Origin of the sequence: Pseudomonas sp. RHF3.3-3 (assembly GCF_048069595.1) — a bacterium.
In the GTDB taxonomy this organism is placed as follows: Bacteria; Pseudomonadota; Gammaproteobacteria; order Pseudomonadales; family Pseudomonadaceae; genus Aquipseudomonas; species Aquipseudomonas fuscovaginae_B.
This window is the reverse complement of sequence record NZ_CP182250.1, coordinates 583848-604514: the sequence shown is the minus strand read 5'-3', so window position 1 is coordinate 604514 and position 20667 is coordinate 583848. Positions and strand designations below refer to the sequence as shown.

The window sequence follows — 20667 nt, the reverse complement described above, 5'->3', positions numbered from 1 at the left end:
CCCTTGTGAGGCAGGTTGCCTTGGCCGAGTATTCGCGCCGGCATCACTACTATTTCAGGGCTACTCCACTATCCAGCCCGAAGCCACCCGGAGGACACCATGTCGAAGTCGGTTCAACTCATCAAAGATCATGACGTTAAATGGATTGATCTGCGCTTCACGGACACCAAAGGCAAACAGCACCACGTGACCATGCCAGCTCGCGATGCGCTGGATGACGATTTCTTCGAAATCGGCAAGATGTTCGACGGTTCCTCCATTTCCGGCTGGAAAGGCATCGAAGCCTCCGACATGATCCTGATGCCGGACGACAGCACCGCGGTGCTGGACCCGTTCACCGAAGAGCCGACCCTGATCCTGGTTTGCGACATCATCGAACCTTCGACCATGCAAGGCTACGACCGCGACCCACGCGCCATCGCCCGTCGCGCCGAGGAATACCTGAAGTCCACCGGTATCGGCGACACCGTTTTCGTCGGTCCGGAGCCTGAATTCTTCATCTTCGACTCGGTCAAGTTCAAGTCCGACATCTCCGGCTCCATGTTCAAGATCTTCTCCGAACAAGGCTCCTGGATGACCGACCAGGACGTGGAAGGCGGCAACAAGGGCCACCGTCCGGCCGTCAAGGGTGGCTACTTCCCGGTTCCTCCGTGCGACCACGACCACGAAATCCGTACTTCCATGTGTAACGCACTGGAAGAAATGGGCCTGGTGGTCGAAGTTCACCACCACGAAGTGGCAACCGCCGGCCAGAACGAAATCGGTGTGAAGTTCAACACCCTGGTGGCCAAGGCCGACGAAGTCCAGACCCTGAAGTACTGCGTACACAACGTGGCTGACGCCTACGGCCGTACCGCCACCTTCATGCCGAAGCCTCTGTACGGCGACAACGGCTCGGGCATGCACGTTCACCTGTCCATCGCCAAAGAAGGCAAGAACACCTTCTCCGGCGAAGGTTATGCCGGCCTGTCCGACACCGCCCTGTACTTCATCGGCGGTATCATCAAGCACGGTAAGGCCCTGAACGGCTTCACCAACCCGTCGACCAACTCCTACAAGCGTCTGGTACCAGGCTTCGAAGCTCCGGTAATGCTGGCCTACTCGGCTCGCAACCGTTCCGCCTCGATCCGTATCCCTTACGTTTCCAGCCCGAAAGCGCGCCGTATCGAAGCCCGCTTCCCGGACCCGGCTGCCAACCCATACCTGGCCTTCGCGGCCCTGCTGATGGCCGGCCTGGACGGTATCCAGAACAAGATCCACCCAGGCGATGCCGCCGACAAGAACCTGTACGACCTGCCGCCTGAAGAGGCCAAGGAAATCCCACAGGTTTGCGGCAGCCTGAAAGAAGCCCTGGAAGAGCTGGACAAGGGCCGTGCGTTCCTGACCAAGGGCGGCGTTTTCAGCGACGACTTCATCGACGCCTACATCGAGCTCAAGAGCGAAGAAGAAATCAAGGTCCGCACCTTCGTACACCCACTGGAATACGACCTGTACTACAGCGTCTGATATCCGGCCCGTGCCTGCGCAAGCAGGCACAACCTGCAAAAATGCCCCGCCTCGAAAGAGACGGGGCATTTTTCATGGGTGATGGAAAACCCGGACGCCGGGGGCAGCATTTTCATGAAAATGCACTGGCGTGCGCAGCGTCTTGTGGCGTTAACTCTGGCCCCTGCCTCCACCACCGGAAAAGCCGGAGCCCACCATGTCACCGAACAACCGTATCGCCAGCCTGTTGCTGGCCGCCTGCCTGAGCACCAGCGCGCTGGCCGCCAGCCCACCCGCACCGGACAGCCTGGCACCGCTGCTGCAGACCATCAGCGAGCGCCTGACCATCGCCAACCAGGTAGCCCTGACCAAATGGGACAGCGGCAAACCGGTCGAGGACAGCACCCGCGAACAGCAGGTGATCGCCAACGCCCGGGAACAGGCACAGGCCTACCAGCTCAAGCCGGAAGAGGTCGGCCAGTTCATCGCGGCACAGATCGAGGCGAACAAGCTGGTGCAGTACGCCCTGCTGGCCAAATGGCGCAACGCCGGCAAGGCTCCGGTGATCGCCCGACCCGACCTGGTCACGCAGATCCGCCCGGTGATGGATCAGTTGCAGGTCAAGCTGCTCAAGCAATACGCCGCGTTCGCCCCCCATCGGCAGGACCCGCAATGCCCGGCCTGGCTGAGCCAGGCCCGCCGCGACCTGGCCTTCGACAACATCCACGACCTGGCCCTGGTGCGCGCCGTGGGCGAATTGTGCCTGCACCCACAGTGAAAGGACCGGCGGTTCTGCTCTATGCTGACAGCTTGTCACGACCAGGACCTTCACCGGGAGCCGCCATGGGTCGACCCCTGCTCTATCTGCTGCTGACCTTCGCCCTGCCGGTGTCGGCGCAGATCTACAAGTACACCGATGCCAACGGCAACACCGCCTACAGCAGCCAGCCGCCCGACGGCATGGCCGCCCAGACCGTGGAACTGCCGCCGCTCAACAGCGTCGAGACGCAAAAGCCGGGCACACCGGCACCAGCCCGGCCAGTCGCCGCGCAACCGGCCGCCCCTCATGAAAACGCTGCGCCGTACAACACCCTCGAACTGACGGATATCCCGACCGAAGAGGCCCTGCGCGCCAACAACGGGACGTTCACCGTCGGCGTGAAGATCGAGCCGCGCCTGCAACGCCAGCATCTGTTGCGACTGCTGCTCGATGGTGCACCCTACGGCCAGCCGAGCAACGTCCCGCGCCTGCAACTGGTGAATGTCGACCGTGGCGAACACACCCTCGGTGTACAGGCCCTGGAGGGCGAGAAGGTCGTACAGCAGAGCCCTGCCGTGACCTTCACCGTCCAGCGGGTGCACAAACCTTGAGTCGTTCATGAGCGGATCATTCATTCGGGTGCTGGGCCTGGCATTATCGCTGGTCACCCTGCCAGCCGCGGCCGAGGTCTACACCTACATCGACAGCCAGGGTAACCGGGTCTTCACCGACCAGCCCCACAAGGGTGCGACACGGGTGCCGCTGGCGCCGAGCAACCGCATGTCGGCCCATCCCCGCAGCCAGGCGGCAACACCTGCCACCAGCAAGGCCAGCCCGAGCCCCGGGCCGATCTTTCACTACCAGATGGTCCGCGTCCTGGTGCCCGACCCGGATGCCACGGTGCGCAGCGCCGAGGGCAACCTGATCGTCAGCGTCACCAGCGAACCGGGACTGCAGCCCGGCCATGGCTACCGCCTGCTGCTCGACGGCAAGCCCACCGGAGCCGCCGGCACCAGCCCGGTTTTCGCCCTGGAAAACATCGATCGTGGCACCCACCAGCTCGCGGTGGAAATCCTCGACGAACAGGGCCGCATTGCCGAGCGCACCGCCAATCAGCCCTTCCATATGGTGCGCATGTCTCTCAGCCAGAAACGCCAGGCCCGCCCCTGCCAAACGGCCGACTACGGCCAGCGCCCGGAATGTCCGCTGGCGGACAAACCCGAGGAAGAAAAGAGCGGCATCCTGCCGTTTCTGTAACCTGGATCACAAAAGCACCAAATCGGTGCACCAAACTACCTCCTCACTCGGGCTCGATCCCATTTTGGTTCGAAATCACCTGTCGTAGCCGGCAGAACGCCACTCAATCGAGCCTGAAATGGGCACTTCAGACTGTTTGCGCTTCTTTTCGGAGCCTTGGTTTGGTTTTTGCATTTTCCCCATATCGGCGCCTTGTTCGCGCACAAACGGGACCACTCCCGTTTGACATGCTCCAAAAGAGGTCCCCATGACCATCAGCGATGCCCTGCACAGACTGTTACTCGACAACCTGACCACCGCGACCATCCTGCTCAACGCTGAACTGCGCCTTGAGTACATGAACCCCGCGGCCGAAATGTTGCTCGCCATCAGCGGCCAGCGCAGCCACGGTCAGTTCATCAGCGAGCTGTTCACCGAGTCGACCGAGGCCTTGAACTCCCTGCGCCAGGCGGTCGAGCAGGCGCATCCGTTCACCAAGCGCGAAGCCATGCTGACCGCCCTGACCGGCCAGACCCTGACCGTCGACTACGCCGTGACGCCGATCCTCAGCCAGGGCGAAACCCTGCTGCTGCTGGAGGTCCACCCCCGCGACCGGCTGCTGCGCATCACCAAGGAAGAGGCCCAGCTGTCCAAGCAGGAAACCACCAAGATGCTGGTGCGCGGCCTCGCCCACGAAATCAAGAACCCCCTCGGCGGGATCCGCGGCGCCGCCCAGTTGCTGGCCCGCGAACTGCCGGAGGAAAGCCTCAAGGACTACACCAACGTCATCATCGAGGAGGCCGATCGCCTGCGAAACCTGGTGGATCGCATGCTTGGCTCGAACAAGCTGCCCTCGCTGGCCATGACCAACGTCCACGAAGTGCTGGAGCGGGTCTCCAGCCTGGTGGAAGCCGAGAGCCAGGGCTGCATCACTCTGGTGCGCGACTACGACCCGAGCATCCCCGACCTGCTGATCGATCGCGAACAGATGATCCAGGCCGTGCTCAACATCGTACGCAACGCCATGCAGGCCATCAGCAGCCAGAACGAGTTGCGCCTGGGCCGCATCAGTCTGCGTACCCGGGCCATTCGCCAGTTCACCATCGGCCACATTCGCCACCGCCTGGTGACCAAGATCGAGATCATCGACAACGGCCCGGGCATTCCTGCCGAACTTCAGGAAACCATCTTCTATCCAATGGTCAGCGGTCGCCCCGACGGTACCGGGCTGGGCCTGGCCATTACCCAGAACATCATCAGCCAGCATCAGGGCCTGATCGAGTGCGACAGCCATCCCGGCCATACCACGTTCTCGATCTTCCTGCCCCTGGAACAAGGAGCCACATCGACATGAGCCGTAGTGAAACCGTGTGGATCGTCGATGACGACCGTTCTATCCGTTGGGTCCTGGAAAAAGCCCTGCAACAGGAAGGCATGACCACCCAGAGCTTCGACAGTGCCGATGGCGTCATGAGCCGCCTGGCCCGTCAGCAGCCGGACGTGATCATCTCCGACATCCGCATGCCCGGCGCCAGCGGCCTGGACCTGCTCGCCCGGATCCGCGAGCAGCACCCACGCCTGCCGGTGATCATCATGACCGCCCACTCGGACCTGGACAGCGCAGTCGCCTCGTACCAGGGCGGGGCCTTCGAGTACCTGCCCAAGCCGTTCGACGTCGACGAGGCCGTCTCGCTGGTCAAGCGCGCCAACCAGCACGCCCAGGAACAACAGGGCCTGGATGCGCCGCCGACCCTGACCCGCACCCCGGAAATCATCGGTGAAGCACCGGCGATGCAAGAGGTATTCCGTGCGATCGGGCGCCTCAGCCACTCGAACATCACCGTGCTGATCAACGGCGAATCCGGTACCGGCAAGGAGCTGGTCGCCCACGCCCTGCACCGTCACAGTCCACGGGCCGCCTCGCCGTTCATCGCGCTGAACATGGCGGCGATCCCCAAGGACCTGATGGAGTCGGAACTGTTCGGCCACGAGAAAGGCGCCTTCACCGGCGCGGCCAACCTGCGCCGCGGACGCTTCGAACAGGCCGATGGCGGCACGCTGTTCCTCGACGAGATCGGCGACATGCCGGCGGACACCCAGACCCGGCTGCTGCGGGTGCTGGCCGACGGCGAATTCTACCGGGTCGGTGGCCATACCCCGGTCAAGGTCGATGTGCGAATCATCGCCGCGACCCACCAGAACCTGGAAACCCTGGTGCACGCCGGCAAATTCCGCGAAGACCTGTTCCATCGCCTGAACGTGATTCGTATCCATATCCCGCGGCTCTCGGATCGTCGCGAGGATATTCCGACCCTGGCCAAGCACTTCCTCGGCCGGGCGGCGCAGGAACTGTCGGTGGAACCCAAGCTGCTGAAGCCGGAAACCGAGGAATACCTGAAGAACCTGCCCTGGCCCGGCAACGTGCGCCAACTGGAGAACACCTGCCGCTGGATCACCGTCATGGCGTCCGGGCGCGAGGTGCATATCAGCGACCTGCCGCCGGAGCTGCTGAACCTGCCGCAGGACTCGGCACCCGTCACCAACTGGGAGCAGGCCCTGCGCCAGTGGGCCGACCAGGCGCTCGCCCGGGGCCAGTCGAGCCTGCTCGACAGCGCCGTGCCGAGCTTCGAGCGGATCATGATCGAGACCGCACTCAAGCACACCGCCGGCCGCCGCCGCGACGCCGCCGTGCTGCTGGGCTGGGGCCGCAACACCTTGACCCGCAAGATCAAGGAGCTGGGCATGAAGGTCGATGGTGGGGATGACGAGGACAGCGAAGAAGCCTGATCCCCCTCGCGTCGAACAAAAGCCCCCTGCAGTCTCGCTGCTGGGGGCTTTTTACTGGCTGTGAAGAACAGGGCAAGGCTTGCGGGCCTATTCGCGGACAAGCCCGCTCCCACAGAGCCTGCTGGCGGCCATGCCCTCCCCGACGCACCATGAGAATGCACCCTGACCCGCCATCGGGCAGCTTTCAGAACCGCCCGCTCTCCAGCCCAGCGCACATTTTTTCGGAAGAAGTCCCGGATTTCGGGGCCTCCAGCCACTTCAGAAAAATTTCGCACACAACTTGAAGCATTTTTCCAAAGCTGGCACGCCCTCTGCAATAACCCCTGTACTACCCAGTTTTGGGGACCTTGGTACAGGCAGGCCGGGGAATCCCCTTCTTTACATGCGGGACTCATACCGCTCAGAGCGACGGGTCCCACAAGTTTTGGAGACCCCGGTACAGGCAGGCCGGGAATCTCCATCTTTGACCCGGGATCCGCTCCTCCCAGAGTGGGCAAATCCCAGCTGTTTCGGGGACCTCGGTACAGGCAGGCCGAGACTCCCCCCTTTACATCCGGGGCTCATACCGCTGGTAGCGACGAGCCCCAACCGTTTCGGGAGCCCTGGTACAGGCAGGCCAGGGATTCCCTCTTTAACCGCCGGGACTCGCCCCGCTCAAGGCGACGGGCCCCGAACCGTTCAGGGAGCTTTGGTACAGGCAGGCCGGAGATTCCCTCTTTTATTCCTCGCGGAGACTGATCGACAGTCTCCAGCGCCCATCGACCTTCGCCCCGGCCCACTCACCCTGCAAGGGCCGTGCGGCCACCAGGGTCAGCAACACCCCCTTGTCAGTCAGGCGCAAGCGCCAGTTGGCGTCCTTGCCGGCAACCTTGAGGCGACCACCCTGGGCCTTGCCCTCGGCATCGAACAGCAGCGCCACGGTGCCATCCACCTGCTCGCCATGCACCTTCGGTTCGCTGGAGAACCACACCACCAGCGCATCGTCCGCCGCGTCGACCTGCTGCAACTGCGCCGGTTCGGGGTTGGTCAGGCGACCGATCATCAACCCCACCATCACCCCGAAAATCGCCAGGGCGCCCATCACCCGCAGCATTAGCTTCGGCCGCGGGTCCTCTTCGGGGGTAGAATGCTGCCCATCTTCATCTGCGGAGCCGTGCATGTTTCACGTCATCCTTTTCCAACCAGAAATTCCGCCGAATACCGGCAACGTTATCAGGCTGTGCGCCAACAGTGGCTGCCATCTGCATCTGATCGAGCCCATCGGCTTCGAACTGGATGACAAGCGCCTGCGGCGCGCCGGCCTGGACTACCACGAATACGCCACGCTCAAGGTCCACCCGGACCTGGCCAGTTGCCTGGAAAGCCTGGGCAATCCGCGACTGTTCGCCTTTACCACCAAAGGCTCGCGGCCGTTCCACGATACCCGCTTCGCCGAGGGCGACGCCTTTATTTTCGGCCCGGAAAGCCGTGGCCTGCCCGCCGAAGTGCTCGACAGCCTGCCAGGCGAACAACGCCTGCGCCTGCCGATGCGCGAAGGCTGCCGCAGCCTGAACCTGTCCAACACCGTGGCGGTGGCGGTCTACGAGGGCTGGCGCCAATTGGGTTTTGCCGGGTCCGTGTGAACCTTGGTCGCACAAAAAAAGCGCCGCAAAGGCGCTTTTTTTGTGGGAACCGGCAAAGGCCCCACAAGGGCCACGTCCTTACTGGACGGTCGGCGAACCTTCCTGCTGCAGGCGCTGCAGTTCCTGCGCGTACAGCGCATCGAAGTTCACCGGAGCCAGCATCAGCGCCGGGAACGAACCACGGGTCACCAGGCTGTCCAGCGCTTCACGCGCGTACGGGAACAGGATGTTCGGGCAGAACGCGCCCAGGGTGTGGCTCAGGGAAGCCGCGTCGAGGTTCTTGATCAGGAAGATACCTGCCTGCTGAACTTCGGCAATGAAGGCAACCTCTTCACCATTCTTGACGGTAACCGACAGGGTCAGCACCACTTCGTGGAAGTCGGCCTCCAGGGCTTTCTGGCGGGTGTTCAGATCCAGGCCGACGCTCGGCTCCCACTGCTGGCGGAAGATCGCCGGGCTTTTCGGAGCTTCGAAGGACAGGTCACGCACGTAGATGCGCTGCAGGGAGAATTGCGGTTGGCTTTCTTCGTCGGCAGCAGTGTTCTGTTGGTCAGTCATGGCAGATCCTTCTTGATCTTCAGGTCTTTAAGGGTTTCGGAATCAGGCGTTGAGCAATGCGTCGAGTTTACCGGCGCGCTCGAGGGCGTACAGGTCATCGCAGCCACCGATGTGCCGGCTGCCGATCCAGATCTGCGGCACGGACGTACGCCCGGCCTTGTCCGCCATCTCGGCACGCACCTGTGGCTTGCCATCGACCTTGATCTCTTCGAAGGCAACCTGCTTGCTCGCCAGCAGTTGCTTGGCGCGCGAGCAGTAAGGGCAATAATCGCTGGAGTAGACGACAACCTGGCTCATGTCACTTCACCAATGGCAGGTTGTCGGCTTTCCAGCTGGAAATGCCGCCGGACAGCTTGGCCGCGGTGAAACCGGACTTGAGCAGTTCACGGGCGTGGGTCCCGGAATGCTGGCCCTGGGCGTCGACCAGAATCAGGGTCTTGGCCTTGTGTTTTTCCAGCTCGCCGATACGGGCCATCAGCTTGTCCTGGGGAATGTTCAGCGCGCCGACGATATGCCCGGCGGCAAACTCCTTGCTCGGGCGCAGGTCGATCACCACGGCCTGGTCCTTGTTGACCAGCGCAGTCAATTGCGCCGTGCTCAGGCTGGCGCCACCGCGGCTCATCTCATGGGCGATCAGCAGGGCCAGCAGCAGGACGAAGGCACCGGTCAGCAGGTAGTGGTTAGTGGCAAATGCAATCAGATGATCGACCATCAGGAGGTTCCAGGGCGTTAAAATGTCGGCCAGTATACACAGCCGTCAAGGTGGGCCAAACCCCGCCTGGCGGTGACTGCGTTTGAACTTGCCTTTAAACTGCGACTCTTTTTTCCATGTTCTTTCAATCCAGCCGCGAGTGGGATCTATGACTGCCACGCCTAAACCTTTGGTCCTGATCATCCTGGATGGCTTCGGTCACAGCGAGCGCCAGGACTACAACGCCGTCTACTCGGCGAAGAAACCGGTGCTCGACCGCCTCACCGCCAGCATGCCCCATGGCCTGATCTCGGGCTCGGGCATGGATGTCGGCCTGCCGGACGGACAGATGGGCAACTCGGAAGTCGGCCACATGAACCTCGGCGCCGGCCGGGTGGTGTACCAGGATTTCACCCGCGTCACCAAGGCGATCCGCGACGGCGAGTTCTTCGAGAACCCGACCATCTGCAAGGCCGTGGACCAGGCCGTGGCCGCCGACAAGGCTGTGCATATCCTCGGCCTGCTGTCCGACGGCGGCGTGCACAGCCACCAGGACCATCTGGTCGCCATGGCCGAGCTGGCCTTCAAGCGCGGCGCGCGGAAGATCTACCTGCACGCCTTCCTCGACGGCCGCGACACGCCGCCCAAGAGCGCCGAGTCGTCCATCGAGCTGCTGGATGAAACCTTCCGCACCCTGGGCAAGGGCCGTATCGCCAGCCTGATCGGCCGTTACTTCGCCATGGACCGCGACAACCGCTGGGACCGCGTGGCCCAGGCCTACAACCTGATCGTCGACGGCCAGGCCGAATTCCACGCCGCCACCGCCCAGGAAGGCCTGCAGGCCGCCTACGAGCGCGGTGAAAGCGACGAATTCGTCAAGGCCACCCGCATCGGCGAGCCGGTCAAGGTCGAGGACGGCGACGCCGTGGTGTTCATGAATTTCCGCGCCGACCGCGCCCGCGAGCTGACCCGGGTGTTCGTCGAGGACGACTTCAAGGACTTCGAGCGCGCCCGTCAGCCCAAGCTGGCCGGCTTCATCATGCTCACCCAGTACGCCGCCAGCATTCCCGCGCCATCGGCCTTCGCGCCGGGCAGCCTGGAAAACGTGCTGGGCGACTACCTGGCGAAAAACGGCAAGACCCAGCTGCGTATCGCCGAGACCGAAAAATACGCCCACGTGACCTTCTTCTTCTCCGGCGGCCGCGAAGAGCCGTTCCCGGGCGAGGAACGCATCCTGATCCCGTCGCCGAAAGTCGCCACCTACGACCTGCAACCGGAGATGAGCGCGCCGGAAGTCACCGACCGCATCGTCGAGGCCATCGAAAACCTGCGTTATGACGTGATCGTGGTCAACTACGCCAACGGCGACATGGTCGGCCACAGCGGCGTGTTCGAGGCAGCCGTCAAGGCCGTGGAATGCCTGGATTTGTGTGTAGGACGGATCGTCGACGCCCTGGAAAAGGTCGGCGGCGAAGCGCTGATCACCGCCGACCACGGCAACGTCGAGCAGATGGAAGACGAGTGCACCGGCCAGGCCCACACCGCCCACACCACCGAGCCGGTGCCGTTCATCTACTACGGAAAGCGCGACCTGAAGGTCCGTGAAGGCGGCGTGCTGGCGGACGTGGCGCCGACCATGCTCAAGCTGCTGGGCCTGAAACAGCCCGCGGAAATGACCGGTACTTCGATCCTGACGGACCGTTAAAAGCTGAAAATCCGGCCGACAGCGTGCTGTCGGCCTACCTCTTTATCGGAAACGCCTGAAAGCAACCGCTTTTGGACGTTTTTTTTACAACGTATGGCGGGCATACTAGGCCGTCCCGTTTCCAGGTGCTGCCCGCCCCATGCTTCGCGCCCTTATCGCCCTAGCCCTGATCTGCCTGTTCCAACCGGCCTTCGCCGACGAGCGCGCGCAAACCCAACAGCAGTTGGAGGCCACGCGCCAGGACATTGCCGAGCTGAAGAAGCTGCTGGGCAAGCTGCAGGAAGAAAAGTCCGGCGTGCAGAAAGACCTGCGCGGCACCGAAACCGAGATGGGCAAGCTGGAAAAGCAGGTCGAAGCCCTGCAGAAAGAGCTGAAGAAGAGCGAGAGCGAACTGCAGCGGCTCGACGGGGAGAAAAAAAAACTCCAGAGCGCGCGCACTGAACAGCAACACCTGATCGCCATCCAGGCCCGCGCCGCCTACCAGAGCGGCCGCCAGGAATACATCAAGCTGCTGCTCAACCAGCAGAATCCGGAAAAATTCGCCCGCACCCTCACCTACTACGACTACCTGAGCCAGGCGCGCCTGGAGCAGTTGAAGAACTTCAACGAAACCCTGCGCCAGCTGGCCAATGTCGAAAAGGACATCAACCTGCAGCAGGCACAACTGCTGGTGCAGAAAGGCAACCTCGACAGCCAGCGTGAAGAGCTGGAGAAAGTCCGCCAGGAACGCCAGGCCGCCCTGGCCAAGCTCAACCAGGATGTGAAGGACCGCGACCAGAAGCTCGCCGCCCGCGAACAGGACCAGGCCGACCTGTCGAAAGTGCTCAAGACCATCGAGGAAACCCTGGCACGCCAGGCCCGTGAGGCGGAGGAAGCGCGCCAGAAAGCGCTGCTCGCCCAGCAGGAAGCGGAAAAAAAGCGTCAGCGTGAGGCCCAGGCCCTGGCCGATCGTGATGACGACAGCCCGCGAAAACCGCCGCGCTCAACGCCCGGCCCACTGGTTTCCAGCGCCGGAGAATCCTTCGGCGGCCCTTTTGCTGCAGCCCGCGGCAAACTTCCATGGCCAGTTGATGGTCGATTGTTGGCACGCTTCGGAGAAACCCGCGGTGATGACGCCCGTAGCAAGTGGGACGGCGTGATGATCGGTGCCGCCGCCGGCAGCCAGGTGCATGCCGTGCATGGGGGGCGCGTGGTGTTCGCCGACTGGCTGCGCGGTGCCGGTTTGCTGGTGATCCTGGATCATGGCAACGGCTACCTGAGTTTGTATGGCCACAACCAGACCCTGCTTAAATCGGCGGGGGATGTGGTAAAAGCCGGTGAGTCGATCTCTACTGTAGGCAACAGTGGCGGTCAGGAGGCACCGGCGTTGTATTTCGCTATACGTCAGCAGGGTCACCCGAGTGATCCGGCCCAATGGTGTCGCGCGCAAGGATAGGCGCCGTACCTTATTTAGGAGTTCGTTCGACATGCTGCATTTGTCCCGCCTCACCTCGCTGGCCCTGACGATCGCCCTCGTGATCGGCGCGCCCCACGCGTTCGCTGCGCAACCTGCCCAGCCCGCTCCGGCGGCCGCTCCTGTCGTCACCGCCAAGGCCCCGCTGCCGCTCGACGAGCTGCGCACCTTCGCCGAGGTCATGGACCGGATCAAGGCCGCCTATGTCGAGCCGGTGGACGACAAGACCCTGCTGGAAAACGCCATCAAGGGCATGCTCAGCAACCTTGACCCGCACTCCGCCTACCTGGGCCCGGAAGACTTCGCCCAGTTGCAGGAAGACACCAGCGGCGAATTCGGCGGCCTGGGTATCGAGGTCGGCATGGAAGACAACTTCGTCAAGGTGGTCTCGCCGATCGACGATACCCCGGCGTCCAAGGCCGGTATCGAGGCCGGTGACCTGATCGTCAAGATCAACGGCCAGCCGACCCGCGGCCAGACCATGACCGAAGCCGTCGACAAGATGCGCGGCAAGGTCGGCCAGAAGATCACCCTGACCCTGGTGCGCAACGGCGGCACGCCGTTCGACGTGACCCTGACCCGGGCCATCATCCGCACCAAGAGCGTGCGCAGCCAGATGCTGGAGAACGGCTACGGCTACATCCGCATCACCCAGTTCCAGGTCAAGACCGGTGAAGAGGTGTCCAAGGCCCTGGCCACGCTGCGCAAGGAGAACGGCAACAAGAAGCTCAACGGTATCGTCCTCGACCTGCGCAACAACCCCGGCGGCGTCCTGCAGGCGGCAGTGGAAGTGGTCGACCACTTCATCACTAAGGGCCTGATCGTCTACACCAAGGGCCGCATCGCCAACTCCGAGTTGCGCTTCTCGGCCACCGGCCACGACGAGAGCGACGCCTCGCCGATGGTGGTGCTGATCAACGGCGGCAGCGCCTCGGCTTCGGAAATCGTCGCCGGCGCGCTGCAGGACCAGAAGCGTGCGGTGCTGATGGGGACCACCAGCTTCGGCAAGGGCTCGGTACAGACCGTGCTGCCGCTGAGCAACGACCGCGCGCTGAAACTCACCACCGCGCTGTACTTCACCCCGAACGGCCGCTCGATCCAGGCCCAGGGCATCATCCCGGACATCGAGGTCCGCCAGGCCAAGGTCACCGGTGCCCAGGACGACGAAACCTTCAAGGAAGCCGACCTGCAGGGTCACCTGGGCAACGGCAACGGCGGTGCCGACCGGCCGAGCGTCAAGTCGGCCAAGGGCAAGGCCCGCCTGCAGGACGACGACTACCAGCTGAGCCAGGCGCTGAGCCTGCTCAAGGGCCTGAGCGTCACGCGCGGCAACTGAGATGCGGCGCTGGACCCTGCTGGCGCTGTTCGGCTGCCTGATCGGCGTTGCCCAGGCAACGCCGACCGAAACGCCAACCCCGGCGAAAGCCTACCTGACCGTGATCATCGATGACCTGGGGCAGAACCTGCCCCGGGATCGTCGCGTGCTGGCCCTGCCCGGCCCGATCACCCCGTCGATCATGCCCGACACGCCCCACGCCGCCGAGCTGGCCCGTGAGGCGCACCAGGCCGGCAAGGTCGTCATGCTGCACATGCCCATGGACCCGGCCACCGGACCATTCGCCTGGCATCCCGAGCTGCCTCTGGAAGAACTGCAGAAACGCCTGGCAGCGGCGTTCCTGGCCGTGCCCTACACCAGCGGCATCAACAACCACGAGGGCAGCCGCATGACTGCCGAACCGGTCGCCATGGCCTGGCTGATGGGCGAGCTGCAGCGGCGCAACAAATTCTTCGTCGACAGCCGCACCAGCGCCAGGACGGTTGCCGCCTCCGAAGCGCAGAAGATCGGCCTGGCGAGCGTATCGCGGGATGTGTTCCTGGATAACGAACGCACCGAGCCGGCGATCACCGCGCAGTTGCAGACCGCGATCAGGCTGGCGCACAAGCAGGGTAGCGCGGTGGTGATCGGCCATCCGTATCCGCAGACGCTGGCGGTGCTGGAGCGTGAATTGCCCAGGCTCAAGGAGCAGGGCGTGGAGTGGATCGACATCCGCTCGATGATTGCCCTGCGGGGCAACCAGGCCACTTCGGGGCATGGCAGGAATGGGGTCTACCGCTAGTTATCCGGCGACCTCTCGCGGACAAACCCTATACAATGTGGTCGCCGCAGGACTGTAGGAGCCGGGCTTGCCCGCGAAGCTTTCAGTGGCCGCACTGGCCTCTTCGCAGGCAAGCCTTGCTCCTACAGTGCGTGTCATACCCGGGACTTGTGCCCACACTGCCTCTGTGGGGCAGGATTTATCCGCGAAGAACGATAACGCGCTCTACAGGTAGCGGGCCATGATCTCGTCGATCTTGCCTTCCTTGCGCAACTGATCCAGCGCCGCCTGCAGCCTGGCGACCACCTCGTCCGGCACCTCCCTGTTCAGCGCCAGGTACAGTTCGGCGCTGTTGAAACGCAACACGGTCTTGAGCCCCGTCACCCCTTCCTGACGCGCCAGGAAGCGTCCTGCCGGGTCGCCGGTGGCCCAGAGGTCGATCTGCCCGTCCACCAGTTTCCGGGCATTGTCCTGGTCGCGCAGCACCAGTACCGGCTCCAGCCCCTGGCGCGCCAGGGTTTGCGCAATGGCATCGCCCTTGTAGGCACCGACCTTGTACTTGCGCGCCTGCGCCAGCGCCGTCAGCGCCAGCTTGCTGTCGGCGCGGGCGAGCATCACCCAGTCATCCGGGCCGATCGGCCCGACCCACTTGAACAGGGTCTCGCGCTCCGGCAGGCGCGCCATCACGAACACCCCGTAGCCGGGCTGCTCCAGGGCGAGCTTGTAGATCCGTTCCCAGGGAAAGCGCAGGGTCAGGCTGTAGCGGATATCGGCGCGCCTGAAGGTCTCGCGGACGATATCCACGGCAATGCCTTCGATATTCTCGTCCTGGGCGAAGTTCTTGCCGTTCTTCGCCATGTTGTACGGCGGGAAGTTCTCGGTCAGCAGGACCAGCGAAGTATCGGTGCTTTCCTGCGCGAAGGCGGGCCCTGTCAGCAGCAGCGAGGTGCCGGCGACGGCCAGTAGAAGACGTTTGAGCATGCTGTACTACCGAAGTCCATGGCGTGCCCAAGAGTGGCCCGGGCCCGCCATGCTGTCCAGTGATCCCTGTATTCAGCGGACCACGATACCGCGTTGCGCCATATAGGCCTTGGCTTCGGGCACGGTGTATTCGCCGAAGTGGAAGATGCTCGCAGCCAGCACGGCGCTGGCATGGCCTTCAAGGATACCGTCGGCCAGGTGCTGGAGATTGCCGACGCCGCCGGAGGCGATCACCGGAATGCCCAGGGCATCGCTGATGGCACGGGTCACGCCGAGGTCGAAGCCGCTTTTCATGCCGTCCTGGTCCATGCTGGTGAGCAGGATCTCACCGGCCCCCAGGCCTTCCATCTTCTTCGCCCACTCCACCGCATCCAGCCCGGTCGGCTTGCGCCCGCCGTGGGTGAAGATCTCCCAGCGCGGGGTTTCGCCCGGCTGCGAAACCTTCTTGGCGTCGATGGCGACGACGATGCACTGCGAGCCGAAGCGATCGGCCGCCTCGCCGACGAACTCGGGGTTGAACACCGCCGCGGTGTTGATCGACACCTTGTCGGCACCGGCGTTGAGCAGGTTGCGGATGTCCTGCACGGTACGCACGCCACCGCCCACGGTCAGCGGGATGAACACCTGGCTGGCCATGCGCTCGACGGTATGCAGCGTGGTATCACGGCCATCGACGCTGGCGGTGATATCGAGGAAGGTGATCTCGTCCGCGCCCTGCTCGTCGTAGCGACGGGCGATTTCCACCGGGTCACCGGCATCGCGGATGTTCTCGAACTTGACGCCCTTGACCACGCGACCGTTGTCGACGTCCAGGCAAGGGATGATGCGTTTGGCCAGCGCCATGGTCAGTCCTCAGCCAGTGTAGGAATCGCAGAAGGCTTGCGCCTCGGCGACATCCAGGGTGCCTTCGTAGATCGCCCGGCCGGTGATCGCACCGATGATGCCCGGGGCCTTGGCGTCCAGCAGGGTCTTGATGTCGCCCAGGTTGTGGATACCGCCGGAGGCGATCACCGGTATGCGGGTGGCGGCGGCCAGGGCGGCGGTGAAGGGCACGTTGCAGCCCTGCATCATGCCGTCCTTGGCGATGTCGGTGTAGACGATCGCGGACACGCCGTCAGCCTCGAAACGCCTGGCCAGGTCGATCACCTGCACCGAGCTGACTTCCGCCCAGCCATCGGTGGCAACGAAGCCGTCCTTGGCATCCAGGCCGACGATCACCTTGCCGGGGAACGCACGGCAGGCCTCGGCGACGAACTCGGGCTGCTTGACCGCCTTGGTGCCGATGATCACGTAGCTCACACCGGCCTTCACGTAGTGCTCGATGGTCTCCAGCGAGCGGATGCCACCGCCGATCTGGATCGGCAGGTGCGGGTAGCGCCTGGCGATGGCGGTAACCACCTCGCCATTGACCGGCTGGCCTTCGAAGGCGCCGTTCAGGTCGACCAGATGCAGACGGCGGCAGCCGCCCTCCACCCACTTGGCAGCCATGCTCACCGGGTCATCGGAGAACACCGTGGAATCTTCCATGCGGCCCTGGCGCAGACGGACGCAGGCACCGTCCTTGAGATCGATAGCGGGGATAATCAGCATCTGGCAAACCTTAAAGTCGTTTTTTCAGCTTCACTCGGAAATCAGTTTTTCTCGAGCGCCCACAGGTCGCTTTCGATGCTCTCGAACCTTTCCTTAAGGTGCGTCTGCACATCGAAAATCGCCCTGTTGTAATAGTGCGGAGCAATTTCGCGGGTAAACAGTTCGAGGACTTCAGCCGCCTCGAACGAACCCAGGTCCAGCTCGAAGCGATCCTCCATGAACCGCTTGATCTTGCGGCAAGCCTCGCTTTCCTGTTCGGGAGTCAGCGTCAACAACGGCGGCTTGCCCTTCTTCGCGGCCATTACCAACGGCCGTCCCAGGCAGCGAAGTTCTGCAGCAACTGCAGGCCATGGGTGTGGCTCTTCTCCGGGTGGAACTGCACGGCGAAACGCGAGCCATCGGCCAGCGCCGCGGCGAAATCGACACCGTAGTGACCGTTGCCCACCACCTGCCGCGGATTGCCGGCGGCGATGTAGTAGCTGTGCACGAAATAGAACCGTGCCAGGTCCGGAATGTTGTGCCACAGGGGGTGATCCACCGCCTGCTTCACTTCGTTCCAGCCCATGTGCGGGACCTTCAGGTGCGCGCCGTCTTCCTGCAGGTCCTTGCCGAAGAACTTCACCTGGCCGGGGAACAGGCCGATGCAATCGACGCCCTCGTTCTCCTCGCTGCGATCGAGCAAGGCCTGCATGCCTACGCAGATGCCGAGGAACGGCCGGTCCTGGCTGACTTCATGCACCAGAGAGTCGAAGCCCAGGCGACGAATCTCCGCCATGCAGTCGCGAATTGCGCCGACGCCGGGGAAGACCACCCGGTCCGCCTCGCGAATCACCGCCGCGTCGCTGGTGATCAGCACCTTGCCGGCACCGACGTGCTCGAGGGCCTTGCCCACCGAGTGCAGGTTGCCCATGCCGTAATCGATAACCGCCACTGTCTGCATCAGAGCACGCCCTTGGTGGAGGGCATCTGCCCGGCCATGCGGTCATCCAGCTCGACGGCCATGCGCAGGGCGCGGCCGAAGGCCTTGAAGACGGTTTCGATCTGGTGATGGGTGTTGTGCCCGCGCAGGTTGTCGATGTGCAGGGTGACGTTGGCGTGGTTGACGAAGCCCTGGAAGAACTCCTGGAACAGGTCGACGTCGAAACCGCCCACGGTGGCGCGGGTGAACGGCACGTGCATCTGCAGGCCGGGACGGCCGGAGAAATCGATGACCACGCGCGACAGCGCTTCGTCCAGCGGCACATAGGCATGGCCGTAGCGGCGGATGCCCTTCTTGTCGCCGATGGCCTTGGTGAAGGCCTGGCCGAGGGTGATACCGACGTCTTCCACGGTGTGGTGGTCGTCGATATGCAGGTCGCCCTTGCTTTCGATATCCAGGTCGATCAGCCCGTGACGGGCGATCTGGTCGAGCATGTGTTCAAGAAAAGGCACACCGATATCGAATCGGGCCTTTCCGGTGCCATCCAGGTTGATCGAGGCTTTGATCTGGGTTTCCAGGGTGTCGCGCTCGACGGACGCCTTACGTTCGGCCATCACCAGCTCCGCAAAATCATTGGGCGAAAAAGGTGATCATTATAGGCGTGCGGACGGTAAACAGAAACATGGAAGGTGAGTTCCCTGACGGGCTGAAACCAGCACCGTCAGGGCTATACCTGTCAGGACAACCGCTTAGTGGAACAGTACGGCAGTCTTTTGCAGGGTGATCCAGACACCCCAGGCCAGCGGAATGCCCACCACCAGCCAGGCGGCAATCGCCAGGGGCTTGCTGCCCGGTGCGGCTTTCCACTCCAGCACGGTGCTGCCATCGGCGCCCTTGTCATGACCCAGCGCCTGTTCGGCGGCCAGTTCGGCGTCGGTCATGAAGTACTTGTCGGCCACCGGACGCACCAGCAGGTTGCAGATGAAACCCAGCACCAGCAGGCCGGCGAGAATGTACAGGGTGATGTCGTAGGCGGCAGCCCGCGGTACACCGATGCTCAACTGGTACTCGCGCAGGTAGTTCACCAGCACCGGACCGAGCACGCCAGCCGCGGCCCAGGCGGTCAGCAGGCGACCGTGGATCGCACCGACCATCTGCGTGCCGAACAGGTCCGCCAGGTAGGCCGGCACCGTGGCGAAACCGCCGCCGTACATCGACAGGACCACGCAGAATGCCGCCACGAACAGCGCGACGCTGCCCAGGTGACCGAGGCTCGGTACCGAGGCGTAGAGCGCGAAGCCCAGAGCGAAGAACACGAAGTAGGTCGCCTTGCGGCCGATGTAGTCGGAGAACGAGGCCCAGAAGAACCGGCCACCGATGTTGAACAGGCTCAGCAGACCGGTGAAGCCGGCGGCGATCGCGGCGATCTGCGCCAGTTGCGTGGCGTCCAGCTGGCTGAAGCTCAGGTCGTTACCCAGCAGCTTGCCGGCGAACACTTCCTGCAGCAGCGGCGAAGCCATGCCAAGGATGCCGATGCCGGCGGAAACGTTCAGGCACAGTACCAGCCACACCAGGCGGAACTGCGGGGTTTTCCAGGCCACGTTCACATGCACGTGGCGGTTGGTGATCATCGCGTTGCTGGTCTTCTTCGCCGGCGCGGTCCAGCCCTCGGGCTTCCAGCCGGTTGGCGGCACGCGGTAGGCCAGAGCACCGCCGATCATGAAGACGAAGTAGATCGCCGCCATGGCGACGAAGCTCTGCCACACGCCGACACTGGTCGGCGAAGCGAAGTGGCCCATCAGCGCGGTCGCCAGCGGCGCACCGACCATCGCACCACCACCGAAGCCCATGATCGCCATGCCGGTAGCCATGCCACGCTTGTCCGGGAACCACTTGATCAGGGTCGAGACCGGCGAGATGTAGCCCAGGCCCAGGCCGATACCGCCGATCACGCCCGAACCGAGCCACATCAGCCAGATCTGATGGGTATGGATGCCCAGCGCGGAAATCAGCAGGCCGCCGCACCAGCACAGCGCCGAAACCACACCGGCCTTGCGCGGCCCGGCGTGCTCCAGCCAGCCACCCCAGATCGCCGCCGAGCAGCCGAGGAAGATGAAGAACAGGGTGTAGATCCAGCCGAGCATCGAGATCGGCCAGTCGCATTGCGACGAGAACACCTGCTCGAAAAAGCCGATATCCGCCCCACAGGTGACCGGGGCGGTGATGCCCAGGGCCTTGGACAGTGGCAGCCAGAACACCGAGAAGCCATAGGCCATGCCGATGCACAGGTGAATGGCCAGGGCGGCCGGTGGAACCAGCCAGCGGTTGAAACCGGGCTTGGCGATGATGCGTTCCTTGGACAGGAACGCCGGCTCGGCGGCAAGGCTGCCCGCCGTAATGCTAGTGCTCATTGGTGTTTTCCCCCATTGGAATTGTGGTCCGCCGGACACACCTCATTCCCAACCTTCGTGCACGCAGGCGTGGTCGTTTTATTGAAATGAAGCTCCGAAACGCGACAATAGGCCGCAGAAAGACAGGCGAACTGCGAGAGATTACCACTTGCGCGTTACAGATAAAGCAAACTGATATCGTCTTTTGCAATCAAACTGCACCGCAGTGCCACTTCCGCTCCGCGGGAAATGATTTTGCTCTCCCCTTGCGCGAGCGGGCGGGCTGGCGATGACGCCCACAGATGCTCCGGGCGAGTCACAATCGTCAACAACCTAGCGCCAACCGAGCATGCTCGTAGCGTTATACTCGCCAGCTGACTTCAAATTCGACTCA

The 20667-nt window shown here is 63.4% G+C and carries 22 protein-coding genes; 11 read left to right on the top strand and 11 right to left on the bottom strand.

Features of this window, described 5'->3' with window-relative positions:
• The first annotated feature begins 99 nt into the window (after positions 1 to 99).
• The 6 genes from glnA (at position 100) to ntrC (ending at position 6268) form a co-directional block, all read left to right on the top strand.
• The gene (gene glnA / locus ACMGT0_RS02700) at positions 100 to 1506 is read left to right on the top strand and encodes a glutamate--ammonia ligase (protein ID WP_054057993.1); all 1407 of its coding nucleotides are present in this window, start codon (positions 100 to 102) and stop codon (positions 1504 to 1506) included.
• Positions 1507 to 1702: 196 nt separating this feature from the next.
• Positions 1703 to 2263, top strand: a complete 561-nt coding sequence (locus ACMGT0_RS02695; RefSeq protein WP_273822643.1) for a chorismate mutase — start codon at positions 1703 to 1705, stop codon at positions 2261 to 2263.
• Positions 2264 to 2328: 65 nt separating this feature from the next.
• Positions 2329 to 2856: a DUF4124 domain-containing protein gene (locus tag ACMGT0_RS02690; protein WP_054057995.1), complete on the top strand. Its 528-nt coding sequence runs from the start codon at positions 2329 to 2331 to the stop codon at positions 2854 to 2856.
• Between the two features lie 7 nt (positions 2857 to 2863).
• Complete coding sequence (locus tag ACMGT0_RS02685; RefSeq protein ID WP_416771392.1) at positions 2864 to 3502, top strand: DUF4124 domain-containing protein; 639 nt, start codon at positions 2864 to 2866, stop codon at positions 3500 to 3502.
• Between the two features lie 247 nt (positions 3503 to 3749).
• Entirely contained in the window at positions 3750 to 4835 is a 1086-nt protein-coding gene (gene glnL, locus ACMGT0_RS02680; RefSeq protein WP_054057997.1) for a nitrogen regulation protein NR(II), read from the top strand.
• Positions 4832 to 6268, top strand: coding sequence for a nitrogen regulation protein NR(I) (ntrC, locus tag ACMGT0_RS02675; protein ID WP_054057998.1), 1437 nt, complete (start codon positions 4832 to 4834; stop codon positions 6266 to 6268). The genes glnL and ntrC overlap by 4 nt, the downstream gene beginning before the upstream one ends.
• Before the next feature lie 718 nt (positions 6269 to 6986).
• Here the strand turns inward: ntrC and ACMGT0_RS02670 are convergent.
• A complete protein-coding gene (locus ACMGT0_RS02670) occupies positions 6987 to 7427 on the bottom strand; it encodes a DUF2283 domain-containing protein (protein ID WP_054062057.1) in 441 nt (146 codons plus the stop codon).
• Between ACMGT0_RS02670 and ACMGT0_RS02665 the strand changes: the two genes are divergently transcribed.
• A complete protein-coding gene (locus ACMGT0_RS02665) occupies positions 7426 to 7890 on the top strand; it encodes a tRNA (cytidine(34)-2'-O)-methyltransferase (RefSeq protein WP_054058000.1) in 465 nt (154 codons plus the stop codon). The two genes, ACMGT0_RS02670 and ACMGT0_RS02665, sit on opposite strands and share 2 nt — an antisense overlap.
• A gap of 78 nt (positions 7891 to 7968) precedes the next feature.
• Here the strand turns inward: ACMGT0_RS02665 and secB are convergent, their stop codons facing one another.
• The 3 genes from secB to ACMGT0_RS02650 are packed head-to-tail and all read right to left on the bottom strand — an operon-like array spanning position 7969 to position 9160.
• Positions 7969 to 8448 (bottom strand): protein-export chaperone SecB, encoded by a 480-nt coding sequence (secB, locus tag ACMGT0_RS02660; protein WP_054058001.1) that lies wholly within the window; start codon positions 8446 to 8448, stop codon positions 7969 to 7971.
• 42 nt (positions 8449 to 8490) lie between these two features.
• On the bottom strand, positions 8491 to 8745 hold the full coding sequence (gene grxC, locus ACMGT0_RS02655; protein WP_054058002.1) for a glutaredoxin 3: 255 nt from the start codon (positions 8743 to 8745) through the stop codon (positions 8491 to 8493).
• Position 8746: 1 nt separating this feature from the next.
• Entirely contained in the window at positions 8747 to 9160 is a 414-nt protein-coding gene (locus ACMGT0_RS02650) for a rhodanese-like domain-containing protein (RefSeq protein ID WP_054058003.1), read from the bottom strand.
• Positions 9161 to 9308: 148 nt separating this feature from the next.
• Between ACMGT0_RS02650 and gpmI the strand changes: the two genes are divergently transcribed.
• The 4 genes from gpmI (at position 9309) to ACMGT0_RS02630 (ending at position 14414) form a co-directional block, all read left to right on the top strand.
• The gene (gpmI, locus tag ACMGT0_RS02645) at positions 9309 to 10844 is read left to right on the top strand and encodes a 2,3-bisphosphoglycerate-independent phosphoglycerate mutase (RefSeq protein WP_054058004.1); all 1536 of its coding nucleotides are present in this window, start codon (positions 9309 to 9311) and stop codon (positions 10842 to 10844) included.
• A 139-nt stretch (positions 10845 to 10983) separates the two neighbouring features.
• Complete coding sequence (locus ACMGT0_RS02640; protein WP_054058005.1) at positions 10984 to 12279, top strand: murein hydrolase activator EnvC family protein; 1296 nt, start codon at positions 10984 to 10986, stop codon at positions 12277 to 12279.
• A 31-nt stretch (positions 12280 to 12310) separates the two neighbouring features.
• Positions 12311 to 13633 (top strand): S41 family peptidase, encoded by a 1323-nt coding sequence (locus ACMGT0_RS02635; protein WP_054058006.1) that lies wholly within the window; start codon positions 12311 to 12313, stop codon positions 13631 to 13633.
• A 1-nt stretch (position 13634) separates the two neighbouring features.
• On the top strand, positions 13635 to 14414 hold the full coding sequence (locus tag ACMGT0_RS02630; protein WP_416771388.1) for a divergent polysaccharide deacetylase family protein: 780 nt from the start codon (positions 13635 to 13637) through the stop codon (positions 14412 to 14414).
• Positions 14415 to 14618: 204 nt separating this feature from the next.
• Here ACMGT0_RS02630 and ACMGT0_RS02625 read toward each other — a convergent pair whose 3' ends face one another.
• The 7 genes from ACMGT0_RS02625 to ACMGT0_RS02595 all read right to left on the bottom strand — a co-directional run bounded on the left by ACMGT0_RS02625 (position 14619) and on the right by ACMGT0_RS02595 (position 20294).
• Positions 14619 to 15374 (bottom strand): substrate-binding periplasmic protein, encoded by a 756-nt coding sequence (locus ACMGT0_RS02625; protein ID WP_273822654.1) that lies wholly within the window; start codon positions 15372 to 15374, stop codon positions 14619 to 14621.
• Positions 15375 to 15446: 72 nt separating this feature from the next.
• Positions 15447 to 16217, bottom strand: coding sequence for an imidazole glycerol phosphate synthase subunit HisF (hisF, locus tag ACMGT0_RS02620; RefSeq protein WP_054058009.1), 771 nt, complete (start codon positions 16215 to 16217; stop codon positions 15447 to 15449).
• Positions 16218 to 16226: 9 nt separating this feature from the next.
• Complete coding sequence (hisA, locus tag ACMGT0_RS02615) at positions 16227 to 16964, bottom strand: 1-(5-phosphoribosyl)-5-[(5-phosphoribosylamino)methylideneamino]imidazole-4-carboxamide isomerase (protein WP_054058010.1); 738 nt, start codon at positions 16962 to 16964, stop codon at positions 16227 to 16229.
• A 41-nt stretch (positions 16965 to 17005) separates the two neighbouring features.
• Entirely contained in the window at positions 17006 to 17266 is a 261-nt protein-coding gene (locus ACMGT0_RS02610; RefSeq protein WP_054058011.1) for a DUF2164 domain-containing protein, read from the bottom strand.
• Complete coding sequence (gene hisH / locus ACMGT0_RS02605; RefSeq protein ID WP_054058012.1) at positions 17266 to 17904, bottom strand: imidazole glycerol phosphate synthase subunit HisH; 639 nt, start codon at positions 17902 to 17904, stop codon at positions 17266 to 17268. Before hisH ends, ACMGT0_RS02610 begins: the two co-directional genes overlap by 1 nt.
• Positions 17904 to 18497, bottom strand: a complete 594-nt coding sequence (hisB, locus tag ACMGT0_RS02600) for an imidazoleglycerol-phosphate dehydratase HisB (protein WP_017903926.1) — start codon at positions 18495 to 18497, stop codon at positions 17904 to 17906. Before hisB ends, hisH begins: the two co-directional genes overlap by 1 nt.
• Before the next feature lie 135 nt (positions 18498 to 18632).
• Positions 18633 to 20294 (bottom strand): OFA family MFS transporter, encoded by a 1662-nt coding sequence (locus ACMGT0_RS02595; protein ID WP_054058013.1) that lies wholly within the window; start codon positions 20292 to 20294, stop codon positions 18633 to 18635.
• Between the last annotated feature and the right edge of the window lie 373 nt (positions 20295 to 20667).

Excerpts from the sequence above, each read along its gene's own strand:
- ACMGT0_RS02690 (WP_054057995.1), top strand. The coding sequence starts at position 2,329 with ATGGGTCGACCCCTGCTCTATCTGCTGCTGACCTTCGCCCTGCCGGTG.
- secB (WP_054058001.1), bottom strand. The coding sequence starts at position 8,448 with ATGACTGACCAACAGAACACTGCTGCCGACGAAGAAAGCCAACCGCAA.
- ntrC (WP_054057998.1), top strand. The coding sequence starts at position 4,832 with ATGAGCCGTAGTGAAACCGTGTGGATCGTCGATGACGACCGTTCTATC.
- grxC (WP_054058002.1), bottom strand. The coding sequence starts at position 8,745 with ATGAGCCAGGTTGTCGTCTACTCCAGCGATTATTGCCCTTACTGCTCG.
- hisB (WP_017903926.1), bottom strand. The coding sequence starts at position 18,497 with ATGGCCGAACGTAAGGCGTCCGTCGAGCGCGACACCCTGGAAACCCAG.
- glnA (WP_054057993.1), top strand. The coding sequence starts at position 100 with ATGTCGAAGTCGGTTCAACTCATCAAAGATCATGACGTTAAATGGATT.
- ACMGT0_RS02665 (WP_054058000.1), top strand. The coding sequence starts at position 7,426 with ATGTTTCACGTCATCCTTTTCCAACCAGAAATTCCGCCGAATACCGGC.
- hisH (WP_054058012.1), bottom strand. The coding sequence starts at position 17,904 with ATGCAGACAGTGGCGGTTATCGATTACGGCATGGGCAACCTGCACTCG.
- ACMGT0_RS02670 (WP_054062057.1), bottom strand. The coding sequence starts at position 7,427 with ATGCACGGCTCCGCAGATGAAGATGGGCAGCATTCTACCCCCGAAGAG.
- glnL (WP_054057997.1), top strand. The coding sequence starts at position 3,750 with ATGACCATCAGCGATGCCCTGCACAGACTGTTACTCGACAACCTGACC.
- ACMGT0_RS02625 (WP_273822654.1), bottom strand. The coding sequence starts at position 15,374 with ATGCTCAAACGTCTTCTACTGGCCGTCGCCGGCACCTCGCTGCTGCTG.
- ACMGT0_RS02610 (WP_054058011.1), bottom strand. The coding sequence starts at position 17,266 with ATGGCCGCGAAGAAGGGCAAGCCGCCGTTGTTGACGCTGACTCCCGAA.
- ACMGT0_RS02685 (WP_416771392.1), top strand. The coding sequence starts at position 2,864 with ATGAGCGGATCATTCATTCGGGTGCTGGGCCTGGCATTATCGCTGGTC.
- hisA (WP_054058010.1), bottom strand. The coding sequence starts at position 16,964 with ATGCTGATTATCCCCGCTATCGATCTCAAGGACGGTGCCTGCGTCCGT.
- gpmI (WP_054058004.1), top strand. The coding sequence starts at position 9,309 with ATGACTGCCACGCCTAAACCTTTGGTCCTGATCATCCTGGATGGCTTC.
- ACMGT0_RS02650 (WP_054058003.1), bottom strand. The coding sequence starts at position 9,160 with ATGGTCGATCATCTGATTGCATTTGCCACTAACCACTACCTGCTGACC.
- hisF (WP_054058009.1), bottom strand. The coding sequence starts at position 16,217 with ATGGCGCTGGCCAAACGCATCATCCCTTGCCTGGACGTCGACAACGGT.
- ACMGT0_RS02695 (WP_273822643.1), top strand. The coding sequence starts at position 1,703 with ATGTCACCGAACAACCGTATCGCCAGCCTGTTGCTGGCCGCCTGCCTG.
- ACMGT0_RS02630 (WP_416771388.1), top strand. The coding sequence starts at position 13,635 with ATGCGGCGCTGGACCCTGCTGGCGCTGTTCGGCTGCCTGATCGGCGTT.
- ACMGT0_RS02640 (WP_054058005.1), top strand. The coding sequence starts at position 10,984 with ATGCTTCGCGCCCTTATCGCCCTAGCCCTGATCTGCCTGTTCCAACCG.
- ACMGT0_RS02595 (WP_054058013.1), bottom strand. The coding sequence starts at position 20,294 with ATGAGCACTAGCATTACGGCGGGCAGCCTTGCCGCCGAGCCGGCGTTC.
- ACMGT0_RS02635 (WP_054058006.1), top strand. The coding sequence starts at position 12,311 with ATGCTGCATTTGTCCCGCCTCACCTCGCTGGCCCTGACGATCGCCCTC.